This window comes from Mucilaginibacter sp. Bleaf8 (assembly GCF_018390515.1).
In the GTDB taxonomy this organism is placed as follows: Bacteria; Bacteroidota; Bacteroidia; order Sphingobacteriales; family Sphingobacteriaceae; genus Mucilaginibacter.
Window position 1 is genome coordinate 1,853,471 of record NZ_JAHBBK010000001.1, and the last position, 16,439, is coordinate 1,869,909.

Here is a 16,439-nt window from a genome sequence, read left to right on the forward strand (position 1 = left end):
TTAAGCTAAACCTGCAGCATGTGTTAAGGCTTCAATAATGGCAGCCGGTGCCAGCTTCAGTTTAAAGGCATTGTCTTTAAACGCTTTCGCACCTTGCATGGCTACCTGAGCTGCCTGCTCAAAGCTGGCCGCATTGGCAGGTTTACCCACAAGCGCTTTTTCGGCAGCGGTTAGGCGCCATGGCTTATGCGCCACACCACCCATAGCCAAACGTGCCGAACGGATGGTACCGTTATCAATATCCAGCGCAGCGGCTACCGAAACCAGCGCAAAGGCGTATGATGCCCTGTCGCGTATTTTAAGGTAATGGCTGTGCGCAGCGTAGTTATTTTCGGGTATTTCAACGGCTACAATCAGTTCATCTTTAGCCAGGTTATTATCCAATTGCGGCGTATTACCCGGCAGGCGGTGAAAATCAACAAAAGGCAAACGGCGTTCGCCTTTCTTACCGGCAATAATAACAGTTGCATCCAGTGCTGCCATAGCTACCGCCATATCCGACGGGTGCACAGCAATACACTGCTCGCTCATACCAAAAATGGCATGCATACGGTTAAAACCTTCCAAGGCGCCACATCCCGAGCCGGGATTGCGCTTGTTGCACGGTAAAGCCACATCATAAAAATAAGGGCACCGCGTGCGCTGCATCATGTTACCGCCTACGGTTGCCATGTTGCGCAACTGTGCGGAGGCACCTGCATTGAGCGCCTGAGACAACAGCGGAAACTTGGCTACTACCTGCTTATCCTCAGCCACCTGGCTGTTAAGCGCCAGCGAACCGATGTGCACCCCATTTTTAACTGTGCTGACGTTACGCAAGGGAAGCTTGTTGATATCTACCAGTTTGTCGGGCGTCATTACGCCGTGCTTCATCAAGTCGACAAGGTTGCTGCCGCCTGCGATGATTTTAGTACCGGGCTGAGCTATAGCAGCCAGCACGCTTTGCTGCGTAATGGGGCGAATGTATTGAAACTGCTTCATACCTGCTGCCCCCCTGCTTTCACTTCCATAATGGCGTTTACGATATTGGGGTAAGCGCCGCAACGGCAAATATTACCACTCATGTATTCGCGTATTTCCATTTCTGAACCGGCATGCCCTTCGCGTACGCAAGCCACGGCCGACATGATTTGCCCCGGTGTGCAATAGCCGCACTGAAAACCATCGTGCTTAATAAAAGCTTCTTGCATGGGATGCAGTTCATCGCCTTTGGCCAGCCCCTCAATGGTGGTTACTTTTTTACCATCTACCATCACAGCAAGCGTAAGGCAGGAGTTAACACGATGCCCATCCACATGTACGGTACAGGCGCCGCATTGGCCATAATCGCAGCCCTTTTTGGTACCGGTAAGGTTCAACTGCTCGCGCAGCAAATCCAGCAGGGTTACACGCGGCTCAACTAATACATTATGTTTTACACCATTAATCTCAATATCTACAGGTAGCTTTTCAAATACGGCGGCTACATGCTCGTCCACATGGTTCTCGGCTGCTTTTACGGCCACGCCTGGCGTTAAGGCTACCGCGGTTAATAGTGTGCTTTTCTTCAGGAAATCTCTTCGTGGGTTACCGGCAGACTGTCCCTGCCCATCCGGCAAACCTTCGTTATACTGTTCGTCCATAGGTATGGTATAATTTACACCAAGCTACCCATTTTCATTGTCAGAACACCAATCAAATACTTATTTATACCGATTAAAAATAGCACTGTAATGGCTATTCAATCGGTTGTAGGAGCTTAGCTTATAACTGCCGCTGCCATGCTTAACTCCGCCTATTCCGGCCCAGATAAAGGTGTACCACTTTTTGAAGTGGTACAAAGCGGAACAAACCGGTACACAGCGGAACAGGTGGTACACTTTGGTACACCCAAAACGGCCTTTGCAGCACATAGAGGCACTTTATAAAAAGTGGTACAGCGTGGAACACCCGGTACAGTTTGGTACAGGTATTTATACTCGTGACACGATCGTGTCAGTACGTAAAACCCAACAAGAACTTGGCGGTTAATATATTTTTAGTCTATTTGTAAGCATGACGACAAGACCACAAGCCCTGATTTTTGATTTGAACGGCACCATGATCAACGACATGGACTATCATACACAGGCCTGGCAGCAGATATTTAATGAAGAGCTGGGCGGCAACTTTACCTGGGATGAGGTGAAGCCACAAATGTATGGTAAGAACTCGGAAGTACTGGTGCGGGTGTTTGGCCCGCAGCGGTTTACCGACGACGAGATACAGGAGCTGTCTATCGAGAAAGAACGCCGGTACCAGCAAGCCTTTTTGCCTAAGCTGGCCTTATTGCCGGGGTTACCTGAGTTTTTAGAAAAAGCATACCAGCAAAATATACCCATGGCTATCGCATCGGCAGCTATCCTGTTCAATATAGATTTTGTGCTGGATAACCTGAACATCCGCCATTATTTTAAAGCGATTGTCAGTGCCGAAGACGTAACTTTAAGCAAGCCACATCCCGAAACATTCCTGAAAGCGGCCGAACTGCTACAACAGGCGCCAACCGATTGCCTGGTTTTTGAAGATGTGCCCAAAGGCGCCGAGGCGGCTTTGAATGCAGGCATGAAAGCCGTAGTATTAACCACTACGCATCAACAACAGGAGTTTGCCCATATGGATCACATCCTGCACTTTGCACCCGATTTTACCGGCAGCTATTTTACCGGTTTACTGGCATAAACATTTTTAACAGCATTGTCATAAACAACCACACCAGCCTTAGCACAGCATGGTTTATTGTAATATTGCACCGAATATATTTTACTATGGAACAATTAACCGGAAAAAATGCATTGATAACCGGCGCCGGCAAAGGCATCGGTAAAGCTATGGCACTGGCTTTGGCTAACGAGGGCGTTAACGTAGGCTTAATGGCCCGCACCACTGCCGACCTGGAAGCTGTTGCCGAGCAGGTAAAAGCTTTAGGTGTTAAAGCCGCGATAGCAACTGCCGATGTTGCCGATATCAATTCCGTAAACACAGCAGCAGATAAGCTGAAAGCCGAACTGGGCAATATTGATATTTTAATTAACAACGCAGGTACCTCAACTTTTGGCGGTTTCCTTGAGCTGGATCCGGCCCGTTGGGAAGAAATTATCCGTATTAACCTGCTGGGTGTGTACTATGTAACCCGCGCTGTTTTACCGGGCATGATAGAGCGTAAAGCGGGCGATATTATCAATATCTCATCTACCGCCGGGCAGCGTGGCGCAGCCGTTACCAGCGCTTATAGCGCCTCCAAGTTTGGCCTCATTGGCTTATCAGAATCACTGATGCAGGAAGTGCGCAAACATAACATCCGGGTAAGCACACTTACGCCAAGCACCATTGCTACCGACCTGGCTATTGACCTGAAACTTACCGACGGCAACCCCGACAAGGTAATGCAACCTGAAGATTTTGCCGAGTTTGTAATAGCCAACCTGAAACTGAACCGCCGCGTATTTGTGAAAGAAGCCGGCCTGTGGTCAACTAACCCATAAAATTTAAAGGCCTGTCGGGCAGGAATTATTATTCTTATCGGGCAGGCTTTAGCTTCTGCTCTTTTTACCCGCCAAGGCCTTATTCCTGAAGTTAATGTAAAATTTTTATAAAAATTAATCTATTAAAATTACCATGTATAGCAGCCTCAACTAAGGGGCAATCTATTTGTTAGACAGGCTATTTGTGTTAATACTTATATAAATATTTACATCACCTTAACCCTTACATTAACTTTTGGCTAATCACCTGTTAGCCAATTATAAAGACTCATCCATCTGGGTTAGAGTATAAAAATCCATTGCAATAACTTTAATGCTTTTCTCATAAATAACCAACCGGTTCATTAGCCTTTGCAGCTTGTTGATTTAACTCAAAAACGGCTTCAAACGCCTATCTAAAGCCGTTTTGGTATTTATCAGCCCTAAACTTTATACCGATGTAAAATGTATCTTAGGAAAACTTTTACCTATCTGTATGGACTTAATAACCGAGCTTGGTGCGCTTGCCCTGGCCACCCGCTTAAAGCGACTGAGTGAACGACTGGCGCAGGATGTGAACAAAATATACAAGGAACTCGACCTCAACTTTGAGTCGAAATGGTTTCTGGTGCTTGAGCTGTTGCGCAAAAACAAGATGCTTTCGATTGTTGATATTGCCGAATCATTAAAGCTCACCCACCCGGCCATTGTTCAATTTGTAGATCAACTACTTAAAGCCAAGCTTATTACCGTACATAAAGATATAAACGATGCCCGCAAACGCTTGGTTGCGCTCTCGCCCAAAGGCAAAAAGTTGTTAGAAGAGCTGGCTCCAACCTTAGCCATTATTAAAACCGAGAATGAAAGCTGGTTGGAAGAAGCCGATCATAACCTGCTCGATACCCTTGCCCAACTGGAACAGGCGCTTGACAAACAAAGCATGTACTACCGCATTAAAAAACAAATGGTACCTGCAGACGGACTATAGCCCCGTGCACAACGCCTAAATTAGTTTTTGCCTTTGCAGACCAAAGCTTTTAGCCTGCATACACAATATTATTCAACAAAAAAGCCGGCTTAGCGCCGGCTTTTTTGTTGATGGTTAATTACAATATTTTCTGATGGCATCGTAGGCTTTCTTTAACCCTAACTCGCCCGCTTTACTCAAATCAAGGCAGCCGCCATTCTTTTCGGCCGGGATGGTTGCCCGCAGTAGTCCGCGCTGGTAGTAGGCATCGCGGTAGCGCGAATCGAGCGAAATGGCCGTACTGTAATCTTCAATAGCACCTTTTATGTTTTTGAGCGCCGCTCTGGCGTTACCTCTGTTCAAATAAGCTTCTTTATTGCTTGGAAGCAACTGAACAGACAGGTTGTAATCCTGCTCAGCACCGCGATAATCCTGCTGCTTGTACTTAGCCAGGCCACGGTATACGTAAGCATCGGCATTGCCGGGATTCATATCAATAGCTGTATTATACTCCTGCATGGCATTAATCGAATCGCGCATTACCAAACGGGCTTTACCACGGTATATAAACACCTCTTCGTTTTGCGGCTCCAGCTCGTAGGCCCGGTTAAAATCGTCCATCGCACCTAATGAGTCGGGCAGGTGGCTTTTGGCTACACCACGGTAGTTGTAAGCGGTTACGCTGTTCGGGTTTTTATCGAGTGCACTGTTATAACTGTCAATTGCCCCCAGATAATCGTTCAGCCCCATTTTCACATTACCCAAAAACAAGTAAGCCTCTTCGCTGCTGTTTTTTGAAATGGCACGGTTAATATCAGCCAGTGCACCTTCATAATCACCGTAACCAGCTTTAAGGTTGCCCCGGTTCTGATAAGCATCGGCATAACCGGTATCAATTTTTATTGCCTGATTAAAATCACGGGCTGCACCCTGCATATCGCCTAGGTAGCTTTTGGCTACCCCACGCTTTACAAACAAGGCCGTGCTTTTAGGATTTAGCTGCAAGCCCAAATTATACACCTGTATAGCGCCCTGAAAATCGCGGTACATGCTACGGGCGTTACCCAACTTCAGGTAAGCATCTTCGCTTTTGCGCGGCGACATATCAATAGCATGCTGATAATCCTGCGCAGCGCCTACAAAGTTGCGCAAACGTGTTTTTACATTGGCGCGGCTAATGTAAGCTTCGGCATAAGCAGGTTTTAGTTCTATAGCTTTGTTATAATCTTCGAGCGCACCGGTAAAGTCCTTTAATTTGAATTTTACCTCGCCGCGGGCATAATAGCCGTATTCGTTTTTAGGATTGTACTGTATGGCCGTATTAAAATCCTGCAAAGCGCTAACGGTATCTTTTAATGATGACTTAGCCATGCCGCGCTCTATATAGGCACCGGCTAATTTAGGATTGAGCTTTAACGCCTCCTCGGCATCGGCCAGGCCATTCTCAAAATCTTTATTGATATTATACAAACGTGCCCGGTTTTGGAAAGCTTCAGCATACTCGGGCTTTAGGCTGATGGCTTTATTGATATCGGCCAAAGCTTTTGCCGTATCACCCAGATTGGTGTAGGACACGCCGCGGTACAGGTACAATTCGGGATTATCGGGTGCAGATGCCAATGCTTTGGTATAATCGGTAATAGCGCCCCGGTCATCATCCACATTACTTTTGGCATTGCCCAGGTAATGATATAAGCCGGCCAACTTAGGATTTATTTTGGTGGCCTGACTATAATCTTCAATAGCGCCCTGGTTGTTACCCATGTTGGCTTTGGCGTTACCGCGATAATAAAAAGCTTCGGCATTACGCGGATTCAGTTCAATGGCTTTGTTAAAATCCAGTATGGCGCCATAATAGTTTTTAAGGCTGGCCTTGGCATTAGCACGGTAGTAATAAATATCCTGTGTTTTAGTTTTCAGGGCGATGGCCCGGTCATAATCCATCACAGCGCCGTTGAAATCGCCCACGTTGCTTTTGGCTACGCCACGGTAAGTATATAGATCAGCCTCATTTGGGCTCAGTGCCACAGCCCGGTTAAAATCTTCAATAGCGCCGGCATGGTCGGCCATGTTCATTTTTGCATTTGCACGGTAATGATACAGGTCGGCATTTTTGGGCTTGTAGGTAAGCGCCTTGGTATAATCAGTAATAGCGTTTACATACAAACGGGTATTGGAGTAAGCATTTGCCCGGTAGTAATAAGCATCTGCCAGATCTGGTTTAATGTCTATTGCTTTGGTATAATCTTCAATGGCTCCCTGGTAATCGCTCAGGTTACTTTTGGCATTTGCCCGGTACAGGTAAGCCATTGCATTTTGTGGTGATACCTCTATAGCCCTGGAAAAATCGGCCACGGCCGCTGTGTAATTTTTTACATTGGCTTTGGCGTTACCTGCCTGCATATACTTGTCGGCTGTTTGGGCCATTGCACAAATGGGCAATAACGCTACAATAATGAGTAAAATTTTCCCCATACTTATTTTAACACGGTTAGGTTGCGACGATATACTTACAGTTAATTCCAATGCTTACAACTACTTTAATAATCAAAATTTAACAGCCAATGCCATCTCGAAGATAAACACTTTTATATCAGCAAAGATGGTAGTTAATCTTTCAAAATAGATACTTTTAAGATTATAGTGAAAGTATATTCTTAAAAATTTCATTCTTTTATTAACAAGTAAATAACCTTTAAGCTTTAACTTTAAACATAAGCGGAGATGACTGTTCATCACCATCTGCTTTTTCCACCACACTAACGCATTCTTTTCAATTAACTGCTATTTAATATGCCATTAGGTGCAAGTATCATGCTAATTAGTATAAAAGCGCCATGCCGATGTAAACATGCTGCGAATAAACCTTTAGCATAATACCTTATACAAACAAAAACGCCTGTATTGCTACAGGCGTTTGTAAACTGATAAAGCGTTATTTCTGATTAGAAGGGCTTCGACTCTTTAGCCACATCTTCGGCCTGATGCACAGCATCGGCAGAGCCGGTGGTACCGATAGGGCCTTTTTGCATGGCAGCGTTTTGATCGTTCAGGGCATTCAGTCCTTCAGCTACGCGGCGACCATAATCGGGGTCGCACTTGGTAAAATGCTCAACCATTCTGTCCTGAATTAATTTATTGGTTGGCGCCAGCGTATTTACCAGATTTTTGATCAGGTCATCGCGTTCCCAATCTTCAAACAGGCGATAGCGTTCGCCGGCTTGCTTGTAATCATTGGTACGATCAATTTTACGACGAACGAGTTTAGCCGTTTTATATTCCGGCTCGTGATCCTGACCCGCTTTAGGCGCTTCATTTAAGCCACCCAAAGCAGTTGATGGCTCGTAGTTTACACTTGGGTTTACGCCCGGTGCCAAATCTACATGATAGGCCATCTGCCCACCACGCTGGTTGGTAGCAACATGTGTACGCGGCGCATTAATTGGTAATTGCAGATAGTTTGTACCCACCCGGTAACGTTGCGTATCCGAATAGGCAAAAGTACGGCCCTGCAGCATTTTATCGTCAGAGAAATCCAAGCCATCAACCAGTACACCAGTACCAAAAGCAGATTGCTCTACTTCGGCAAAATAATCGAGCGGGTTGCGGTTTAGTGTCATTTTACCTACCGGCAGCCACGGAAACTGGTCTTCCGGCCACAGCTTGGTATCATCCAGCGGATCAAAATCCAGCTCCGGATGCTCATCATCGCTCATGATTTGCACCAGCATCTCCCATTCCGGATAGTTGCCAGCCTCAATAGCCTCAAATAAATCCTGGGTAGCATGGTTAAAGTTTTTACCCTGTATTTCCTGAGCCTGCTCCTGCGTTAGGTTTTTGATGCCTTGCAGCGGTTCAAAATGATATTTTACCAATACCCCTACGCCATCCTGATTTACCCATTTATAAGTATTTACACCTGATCCCTGCATTTGGCGGTAGTTGGCCGGAATACCGTAAGGCGAAAACAGGAAGGTAATCATGTGCATAGCCTCGGGCGTGCTGCTGATGAAATCGAAAATACGCTCGCCATCCTGAATGTTGGTTACCGGATCGGGTTTGAATGCATGTACCAGATCAGGGAATTTCATCGCATCGCGGATGAAGAACACTTTCAGGTTGTTGCCTACCAAATCCCAGTTACCATCTTCGGTGTAAAACTTAACGGCAAAGCCGCGTGGGTCGCGCAGGGTTTCAGGCGAGTGGCCGCCATGAATTACGGATGAAAAGCGTACAAACACCGGGGTTTGCTTGCCCTTTTCCTGAAATAATTTAGCGCGGGTATATTTGCCGGCAGGGTCATCACCTACGGTTCCGTAAGCTTCGAACACGCCATGTGCACCAGCACCACGGGCATGCACTACACGCTCGGGAATACGCTCGCGGTCGAAATGCGACATTTTTTCCAGAAACTGGTAATTCTCGAGCGTAACCGGACCGCGGTTGCCCAGCGTGCGTACGTTCTGATTGTCTGTTACGGGATGGCCCTGGCGGGTGGTCAGGGTTTTCGCTCCTTCGCCTTCTGTTTGGCTGTTAGGATTTAAAATTCCGTCTTTGTTCATAGTAGTTGTTGTTAGGTTTTACGCCATGTATATTTAGCAGCTAAGCCACTTACATGCAGATAATTAATAGCTTAATTATCAAACATCACCATTCAAAACTACAGCCCAGAACACGATATGTTTTTAATATAAATCAATAAGATAGCCCATAGTATTTATCTATAGGTTAATAGCTTTTTAATTACAATATTAAGAATTCACCAATCACTTAATGAAGTGTAGTTATAATGCTACGCTTTATGACGGGGTAATTTAAAGTAAAACGTAGTGCCTTGTTCATAAACAGTATCAAACCATATTTTGCCGCCCAGGCGGGTTACTATTTCTTTACACAAGTACAATCCAATGCCTAACCCCGGTGCTTTGTATACATCGTTTACCTGATAAAAACGGTCGAAAATAAAAGGCTGTTGTTCTTTTAATATACCGCGGCCAAAATCCTGTATGCTGCAGGTAAGCGAATCTTCATCGCAGTTGAGCCTTATATAAACTTTATTTCCTTTCGGTGAATACTTCACGGCGTTATCCACCAGGTTTGATATGAGCTGTATAAAACGCTCGCGATCCGCATAAACCTTACACGGCTGATTCTCGGTAATAATTAACCTGTGCGACGGAAAAACCAACTGAAGATCGGTGATTAGTTCGGCCAGTGTAATATTTACATCAAACTCGGTTTTACTGAAGCTCACATTGCCCGATTCAATTTTGGAAATATCCAGCAGATCTTTCACCAGCATATCCAACCGGCTTATCTGCGTACGCATTCGCGATAAAAAGCCTACCGCCCTGACATCATCCACAACATTTAAGCGGGTAAGCAACTGCTCATACGCTTTGATAGAGGTTATGGGCGTTTTCAGTTCGTGGCTTACGGTGCTGATAAATTCATCTTTTTGCAGCTCCAGATGCTTTTGCCGGGTAATATCCGTACATGAGCCTACCATGCCGGTAAAAGTACCATCGCTAAGGTAGCGAGGCGTACCCAAAGCAATTACCCAACGTATAGAGCCGTCGGGATATATAATGCGGTAATCGGCCTGGTATTCGCTCTTTTGTTTATGTGCTTGCAGGTATATGATATTTACCCGATCCTGATCATCCGGGTGAATGATGTTTAACCACCGTAAACCCAAGCTCTGATTAATATCATCATCATTGGCCCAATCCAGCCATTTTTGATTTACGTAGGTAACATTACCATCCGTATCTGACATCCATAAAACTGCCGGCGCTGCCGAGGTGATGGTTTGCAGCATGGATTCTGACTCCTCGCGCGCATGTTGCAATTCAATTTGCTGGCTTATATCCATCATTGACCCCAACATACGCACGGCTTTGCCGTTCCGGAAGATGGTATAACCACGATCCAAGATATACGCGTAGCTGCCGTCGGCCTTTAAAAACCGGTAATTGTCTGACCAGTTTTTTTCACCCCGGTTGATGACGGAATAAATATGCTCCATCACACGGGCAAGATCATCGGGGTGGATACGGTTGGTCCACGAATTCACATCCTTTTCCACACTGGCTTCGTCGTAACCAAACATCTGGAAAAACGAGGTGCTCCACCAAACGCTGTTGGTTTCCAGGTTCCAGTCCCAAATGGCATCGTGTGTAGCCTGGGTAATCAGGTTAAAACGCTCCAAATGCAAGCGGGGCTCGGTTTCATCATGTGCAATTACCAGGCGGGCATCGTAACCTTCAAACTTTACAGGATAAGATATGATGCTAACATGAATTACAGAACCATCTTTGATTTTATGCCTGAACGAACGCTTTTCAGTATTTGCGCCGGGCAAAGTACTTAATACAGCTTCGAAAATGGGGATGTCTTCTACAGGCCTTATGTCACGGATGGTCATGCCCAGGAACTCATTGATGGAGTACCCATAATGAGCAATAGCGGCATCGTTCACCTCCAGAAAGCGGAGCGTTTCGATATCGAATATCCACATGGGTTGTGGATTCTGATAAAATAAAATTTCAAATGAAGCTCCGCCGCTGGCTATTTCGATGCTATCCATGTAAATATTGGTCAATGTATCTGTAGCCAATATACAGATACTTCATCACTGTATTTGATTGCACATTGAATTGGGTATGGATACGGAAAAGCAGCAGAACAAGTTTCGGCAAAATTAAATATCTGCCGAAACTATTAGATAATATTCATCATCCCTTAATTTTGATTAACCGGCTGATGATGTGCATGGCAGGCCTCCGCACAAACCAGGCAGGCCAGGGCACATTGCTGGCAGTGATCGTGCTGGTGCTTACCGCATTCGGCAGCACATTGGCGGCAAATCTCTTCGCACAACAACAGGTACTGCAGAGCAATGTCCGACTGGCGCTGCAGCAGGCGGGCTGCCTGTGAACAGATATCGGCACAATCTCGGTCGAGCCGGATACACCCAGCCATCATCTTCACATCCTCTTCCTGCAGACAGGCGCTTGCACAGTTTTCGCAAGCCAGGGCGCAATCTATCAGCTTTTGAATCACATCCTGATATTGATTTTTAATTTCCATAGTGTTTAGTGTTTAACGTTCATTAATAAAATGAGCCTTAAACAGATATGTTTTCGATAAACGAAAAAAGGCATAATCCCTGCGGGCCATGCCTTTTCACAAAAACTACTAACATTTATTAACTTTTATTATTGCGCGTCCTGATCGTCGCTATCATTATTTGATGGAACGATGGCCACCACATATACTTTTTTACCTTCCTGGTTACGCTGCTCTTTCAGGTAGATACCGTCTGGGGTTACGTAAAACTTTTCACCGTTCAGGGTGATTTTGCGGCTGTCTGACGGCAACTCATCAATCACATCCCCTACCAGCGGATAATCTCCCTGGCTGGTACCTACCTGCGGAGCCTGACCATCCTGACCGGCTTGATCGGTTTCCAGTTCGCCGTCTTTACCGGCTATACGGTAAACTAACGAGCCATTGTTTCTGGTGATAGGCTCATAATACACACCGTTCAGTTCATAGTACTGCTGACCGTTAATTACAATTGACTCGGCACCCTCGGGCAAACGATCTATCTCGGCACCTACAGGTGGTTCAACTACCGTATACTGATTGTTGTTTTGTTGATAATAATAACCATCACTATAAAAATATTGGTTAGGACCGTAATAGAACGGATAATAACCGTAAGGCAATACACCTAAACTGAAACCTATACGTGGGTAATAATAGCGGTTGTAAAAGCCACGGTAATTGTAGTACAAACCGCCATATGGACGGCCATAATAGCCACGCACACCGCCGCGATAGTAAGGGCGGCCGTAAAAGTAACTACGTTGCGCATAACCGAACCTTGAACCTGCGCCTGGGTAACGATAAATGCGGTTGGCCTGGCCGGGAATACCACGGTAACCGTAGCTGCCTCGTGGTGCTGCACCAAACCTGTTGCTGTAACCGTTGCCAAAGTTGCCACGGAAAGCGCCGCGACCGCCCTGATAGCTGCTACCGGCATTGCCACGAAATGCACCGCCAAAACTGCCGCCCCGGGAGCCGCCGAAGCTGCTACCTCCGCGAGAGCCGCCACCGAAACCGCCGCTACGCATAGCACTACCTCCACCGAAGCTACCACCACCACGCATGCCGCCGCCGCCGAAACCTCCGCCACCGCCACCACGGCGTTGCGCATCAACAGTGCCCGAAAAAAGCAGTCCTGTCATCACACTCAAAGCCAGGGCTAATGCATATTTGTTGAATCTTTTCATGTTGTTTATAATCGATGCTTAAAAAGCTGTATTGTTATTTACAGTTTTTGACTAAAAAACAAGTTAACGGTTTAACGTACAGCATAAAATATTTTCAAATACCAGGCCACATTTCCATATAAATTTCAGACGTGTTAAAAACCGTCCGGGCTTAAAGGAGTTACTTTATAAAACAACAATAATTATGGCACTATCAAATGGAAATATAAGCGAACAAAACGACTTCTTAAACACCAACGAGAATGAACGCGCGCAGGACACCGGCAACAGTGATGCAGCTAAGTTTAATGCCGATGAACAAGAACAGGCTGTAAATGACCGTGAGTTTGTGGAATATGAAGACGACAAGAACCTGGACACCGGCGCATCAGCCAAGCCCGACCAGACTGCCTCGCCTCTAACCACGCAAGGCGATTTTAATGAAGTAGAAGAAAACATGGGCGGCACAACTAATTTGACACTCGACCAGTTAAAGAAAGAAGGCGACCCGGAAGGTGAGGATGCTTAATTCACACAAATTAACTGATATGCATAAAGGCTGCTTAATGCAGCCTTTTGCTTTTTATAAGCTTTTATGTCAGTATAACTTTCTGGATCTGCAAAAAACGGTAACTTTATATAAAGCAAACTTTATTACATGATCAACTACTGTAAACTTATTATCTCTATAAGCTTATGCACTTTTGCGTGTTCAGAGATCAAAGCACAAGAAGGTGTAAATATTGTAAACGACGGTAGAGAATTACGCCTTGCCGGAAAAGTACATACTACATCCAACGAATCAAATTATTTGATAAATGAATGGAGTAAAGGATCGGTTAAAATGACAGACGGATCTGAGTATAAAAACCTCTATTTAATGTATAATGTAAAAAATAATATCTTACTTTTTAGAGGAGACCAGTTACAATCTTTAGAATTTGATAAACCAGTTAAAGAATTTACGTTAATAAACGAAGATAACAACGAGACGGTTAACCGTACTTTTAAAAACGGTTTTCCTGCAATTGATGGTGGGTCTGCAGCTACTTTCTATGAAGTTTTGGCAAATGGTAATACCATGCTGCTTAAACGTACCTCAAAAAGATTGGAGGAAACCAGAGAGGCTGGTTCATTGATCCCCACTAAACGGTGGGAAGTCATAGACATTTACTATTTAAGTAACAAAGACGGCATCGTAAAATTGAAAAGGGACAAAAAATCAGTACTTAACGCATTAAAAGAAAAAAGTACTGAAACGGAATCATACCTATCAGCCAATAAATTAAACACAAAGGATGACCATGATTTAATAAAGCTGATTAACTACTATAATACATTATAATTCAAAAGCACAACGTTCGTATTATTTATTGCCACCTCCCCTCATTAAAGAACCGAGTACAAAGGATTTTGAAGACACTTGGTGCCATTATCTTTAAGATGTAAGGGTAACCCGTACAAATAAAAAGCCCTGTAACATTACGCTACAGGGCTTCTTGCTTCATTAAACCGTCTCTTATCTGCGTATTACAGCCAGAATTAAACGATAGCCTTGGTTACCGCTAATAGTATATCCAGACTTATCAACATTTGTTATGCTGACAGGAATGATATAACGGCCACCAGGTGTTAATGTAGATGGCGTAAAAGTTACAGTAATAGATCCATCACGACTGCCTGCTGGAATTTTAGCTACGCCGCCGTTAGATAAAGTGTATTTATCGGCCGGCATACGGGTGTAACGGCTTGCTGCTGCAACGGTAGCATTATATGCATTGATCTTAGCATCATCCTGATCTACGGCTAAAGTAACGTTCAACTCCTCACTTGCAACATCCTTAGCAGATAAATGCACAGGCACAGTTAATGTTACAGGCGTGGTAGCCGGACGATAAGTTATCGGATTACCATCGGATCCGTCATTCACTACAAGCGGATATGTACCTGATACTGCAAGCGACGTATTGGTTGACGGTATGTTAATTACCTTGTAAGACTCAGCAGCTTCTTGATTGATGCCAGTTTTGAAATCATCATACGCTTTATCTTTCAAACAAGATGCAAAACTTAAAGAAAGTAATGCAAGCGTCAATATTTTGGTGAATTTCTTCATGTCAGATTTAAATTTTTAATTATTATTTATCCCAAAAGATACGTGACGTTTGCGTATCAATTGCTCCTTGTGCCGCCACATTGGCTGAATTGTACTGATACTCGCTTTGCGGGTATGCTAAACGCAATGGAATTACTCTGTTTAATCTGTTAGTGTTTTGTGATAACGGTAAATCAGACGGAACGCCCAGTCTTCTGTAATCAACATACGCTTCGAAATTATCCAGACCAATTAACGACAAGTATTTTTGATAAACAATCTGCTCAACGGTTAAGCTTGTACCAATCGTAGAGGTAATGTACTGTTCGGCCTTATCTGCAGGAGCACCAAGATAACTATAAGATTCGCGGATTGCATCTTTAGTGGTTTCTAATGCATTACCAGAAATCCAGCCTCTTTGTTGCGCTTCAGCCTGCATAAATAAACTTTCTACAGATGTAATTACCGGCTGATCTTGTGTTGGGCTTTTAGCCAAGCCAGGGCCGGCCACGTCTGATTGATTTGGCGCTCTGTAAGGATCAGCGTTTGATACTATCTGACCGAAGTTAGTTCCACGATAATCCCAAGGTAAACCACCTCCACCTACCGGACCAGCAGTTGGATCTAATACAGGATTACCATCCTCATCTTCTACATATGCGTTTACTTTACTGAATACAAATTTAAATCGAACATCATCATCAGCCGTTTCACGGCGACCATCAGCTCCATAATATTTATAGAGTATATAGTTATTAGCTCTGTTGTACTGATCTAAAACACCTAAAGGTGATGTTTTGTACGTATCGTAGAATGGATTTTGCTGATCAACATTGACAGCATAACCCGGGTTAACAGCTGCAGTTTCATTTGCACCTATAAAGCCCGCACCATCAGCATTTATTTGTGCAATAACTGCTTGCCGCGCTGATGCTGATACCACCTCTGATTCATGCAGTAACAACTTCAAACGCAAGGTATTAATGAACTTACGCCATTGTTGAGTATCACCACCAAACATAATATCAGCTTTCGGAATACTCAGATCACCTTCAGTTTTTGCATTTTTGAACAACTTTGCAGCTGCATCCAACTGTACAAACAAATCAGCATAGATGTTTTCAGCTTTATCATAAGATGGAAGCAAGTTACCTTGAATATCAAAAGCTTTGCTGTAAGGTACATTATTATACTGATCAACCAGATACATGAAACCTATGGCCTTTAAAGTTTTGGCAGCAGCTTCGTAAAAAGTATTACCTGATGCTTTAGCTTTTTGCTCCATGATATTTTCATCATTCAAAATATCATACCAGCCGCTCCACTGGCCACTTTGAAAACTAGTGGTTATATTATAAGATTCTTGCTCAATAGATTGACCGTATGTACCAGAACGAGACCAATAGCCAGTCCACATGGCAGCATAGTCAAAGTTAGTTGCAATTCTGGCACCAGTAACCTGTAATGATCTTGGCAATATAAGGTTAGGATCTACCTTATCAATAATAGGAGAATTTTGATTCTCGTTTATATCGAAAAACGATTTTTTACAGCTCGGTGCGGTTAGCAACGCGATTGCAAAAAGTGGATATAAATATTTCTTCATTGTCTGTTTC

At 44.4% G+C, this 16,439-nt stretch carries 15 protein-coding genes; 6 read left to right on the plus strand and 9 right to left on the minus strand.

The features are described 5' to 3' along the window. On the minus strand, positions 1-981 hold the full coding sequence (locus tag KHS38_RS08070) for an FAD binding domain-containing protein (protein ID WP_213487981.1): 981 nt from the start codon (positions 979-981) through the stop codon (positions 1-3). Then, positions 978-1,622 carry a (2Fe-2S)-binding protein gene (locus tag KHS38_RS08075; protein ID WP_213487982.1) on the minus strand — a complete coding sequence of 215 codons (645 nt, stop codon included), beginning with the start codon at positions 1,620-1,622 and terminating at the stop codon, positions 978-980. The genes KHS38_RS08070 and KHS38_RS08075 overlap by 4 nt, the downstream gene beginning before the upstream one ends. Positions 1,623-1,760: 138 nt before the next feature. Here KHS38_RS08075 and KHS38_RS08080 point away from each other — a divergent pair, with 138 nt between their 5' ends. From KHS38_RS08080 to KHS38_RS08095, 4 genes are all read left to right on the plus strand, one after another. Next, positions 1,761-1,907, plus strand: coding sequence for a hypothetical protein (locus KHS38_RS08080; protein WP_213487983.1), 147 nt, complete (start codon positions 1,761-1,763; stop codon positions 1,905-1,907). Between the two features lie 127 nt (positions 1,908-2,034). Further along, complete coding sequence (locus KHS38_RS08085; protein WP_213487984.1) at positions 2,035-2,700, plus strand: HAD family hydrolase; 666 nt, start codon at positions 2,035-2,037, stop codon at positions 2,698-2,700. Between the two features lie 86 nt (positions 2,701-2,786). Further along, positions 2,787-3,503 (plus strand): 3-ketoacyl-ACP reductase, encoded by a 717-nt coding sequence (locus KHS38_RS08090; protein ID WP_213487985.1) that lies wholly within the window; start codon positions 2,787-2,789, stop codon positions 3,501-3,503. A gap of 475 nt (positions 3,504-3,978) precedes the next feature. Then, complete coding sequence (locus tag KHS38_RS08095; protein ID WP_213487986.1) at positions 3,979-4,470, plus strand: MarR family winged helix-turn-helix transcriptional regulator; 492 nt, start codon at positions 3,979-3,981, stop codon at positions 4,468-4,470. Positions 4,471-4,584: 114 nt separating this feature from the next. On the opposite strand, the gene KHS38_RS08100 is transcribed toward KHS38_RS08095, so the two are convergent. From KHS38_RS08100 to KHS38_RS08120, 5 genes are all read right to left on the minus strand, one after another. Then, complete coding sequence (locus KHS38_RS08100; RefSeq protein WP_213487987.1) at positions 4,585-6,924, minus strand: tetratricopeptide repeat protein; 2,340 nt, start codon at positions 6,922-6,924, stop codon at positions 4,585-4,587. A 470-nt stretch (positions 6,925-7,394) separates the two neighbouring features. After that, on the minus strand, positions 7,395-9,011 hold the full coding sequence (locus KHS38_RS08105; RefSeq protein WP_213487988.1) for a catalase: 1,617 nt from the start codon (positions 9,009-9,011) through the stop codon (positions 7,395-7,397). 230 nt (positions 9,012-9,241) lie between these two features. Continuing rightward, complete coding sequence (locus KHS38_RS08110) at positions 9,242-11,038, minus strand: PAS domain-containing sensor histidine kinase (RefSeq protein ID WP_213487989.1); 1,797 nt, start codon at positions 11,036-11,038, stop codon at positions 9,242-9,244. 155 nt (positions 11,039-11,193) lie between these two features. Beyond that, on the minus strand, positions 11,194-11,541 hold the full coding sequence (locus KHS38_RS08115) for a four-helix bundle copper-binding protein (protein ID WP_213487990.1): 348 nt from the start codon (positions 11,539-11,541) through the stop codon (positions 11,194-11,196). Between the two features lie 128 nt (positions 11,542-11,669). Beyond that, complete coding sequence (locus KHS38_RS08120; RefSeq protein WP_213487991.1) at positions 11,670-12,749, minus strand: DUF6515 family protein; 1,080 nt, start codon at positions 12,747-12,749, stop codon at positions 11,670-11,672. 184 nt (positions 12,750-12,933) lie between these two features. On the opposite strand from KHS38_RS08120, the gene KHS38_RS08125 reads away from it, so the two are divergent. Together KHS38_RS08125 and KHS38_RS08130 are read left to right on the plus strand one after the other, a co-directional pair. Continuing rightward, positions 12,934-13,257 carry a hypothetical protein gene (locus KHS38_RS08125; RefSeq protein WP_213487992.1) on the plus strand — a complete coding sequence of 108 codons (324 nt, stop codon included), beginning with the start codon at positions 12,934-12,936 and terminating at the stop codon, positions 13,255-13,257. Positions 13,258-13,386: 129 nt separating this feature from the next. Beyond that, positions 13,387-14,073: a hypothetical protein gene (locus KHS38_RS08130; protein ID WP_213487993.1), complete on the plus strand. Its 687-nt coding sequence runs from the start codon at positions 13,387-13,389 to the stop codon at positions 14,071-14,073. Between the two features lie 174 nt (positions 14,074-14,247). Here the strand turns inward: KHS38_RS08130 and KHS38_RS08135 are convergent, their stop codons facing one another. Next, positions 14,248-14,844: a DUF1735 domain-containing protein gene (locus KHS38_RS08135; RefSeq protein WP_213487994.1), complete on the minus strand. Its 597-nt coding sequence runs from the start codon at positions 14,842-14,844 to the stop codon at positions 14,248-14,250. Between the two features lie 22 nt (positions 14,845-14,866). Next, entirely contained in the window at positions 14,867-16,429 is a 1,563-nt protein-coding gene (locus KHS38_RS08140) for a SusD/RagB family nutrient-binding outer membrane lipoprotein (RefSeq protein WP_213487995.1), read from the minus strand. Positions 16,430-16,439: the final 10 nt, after the last annotated feature.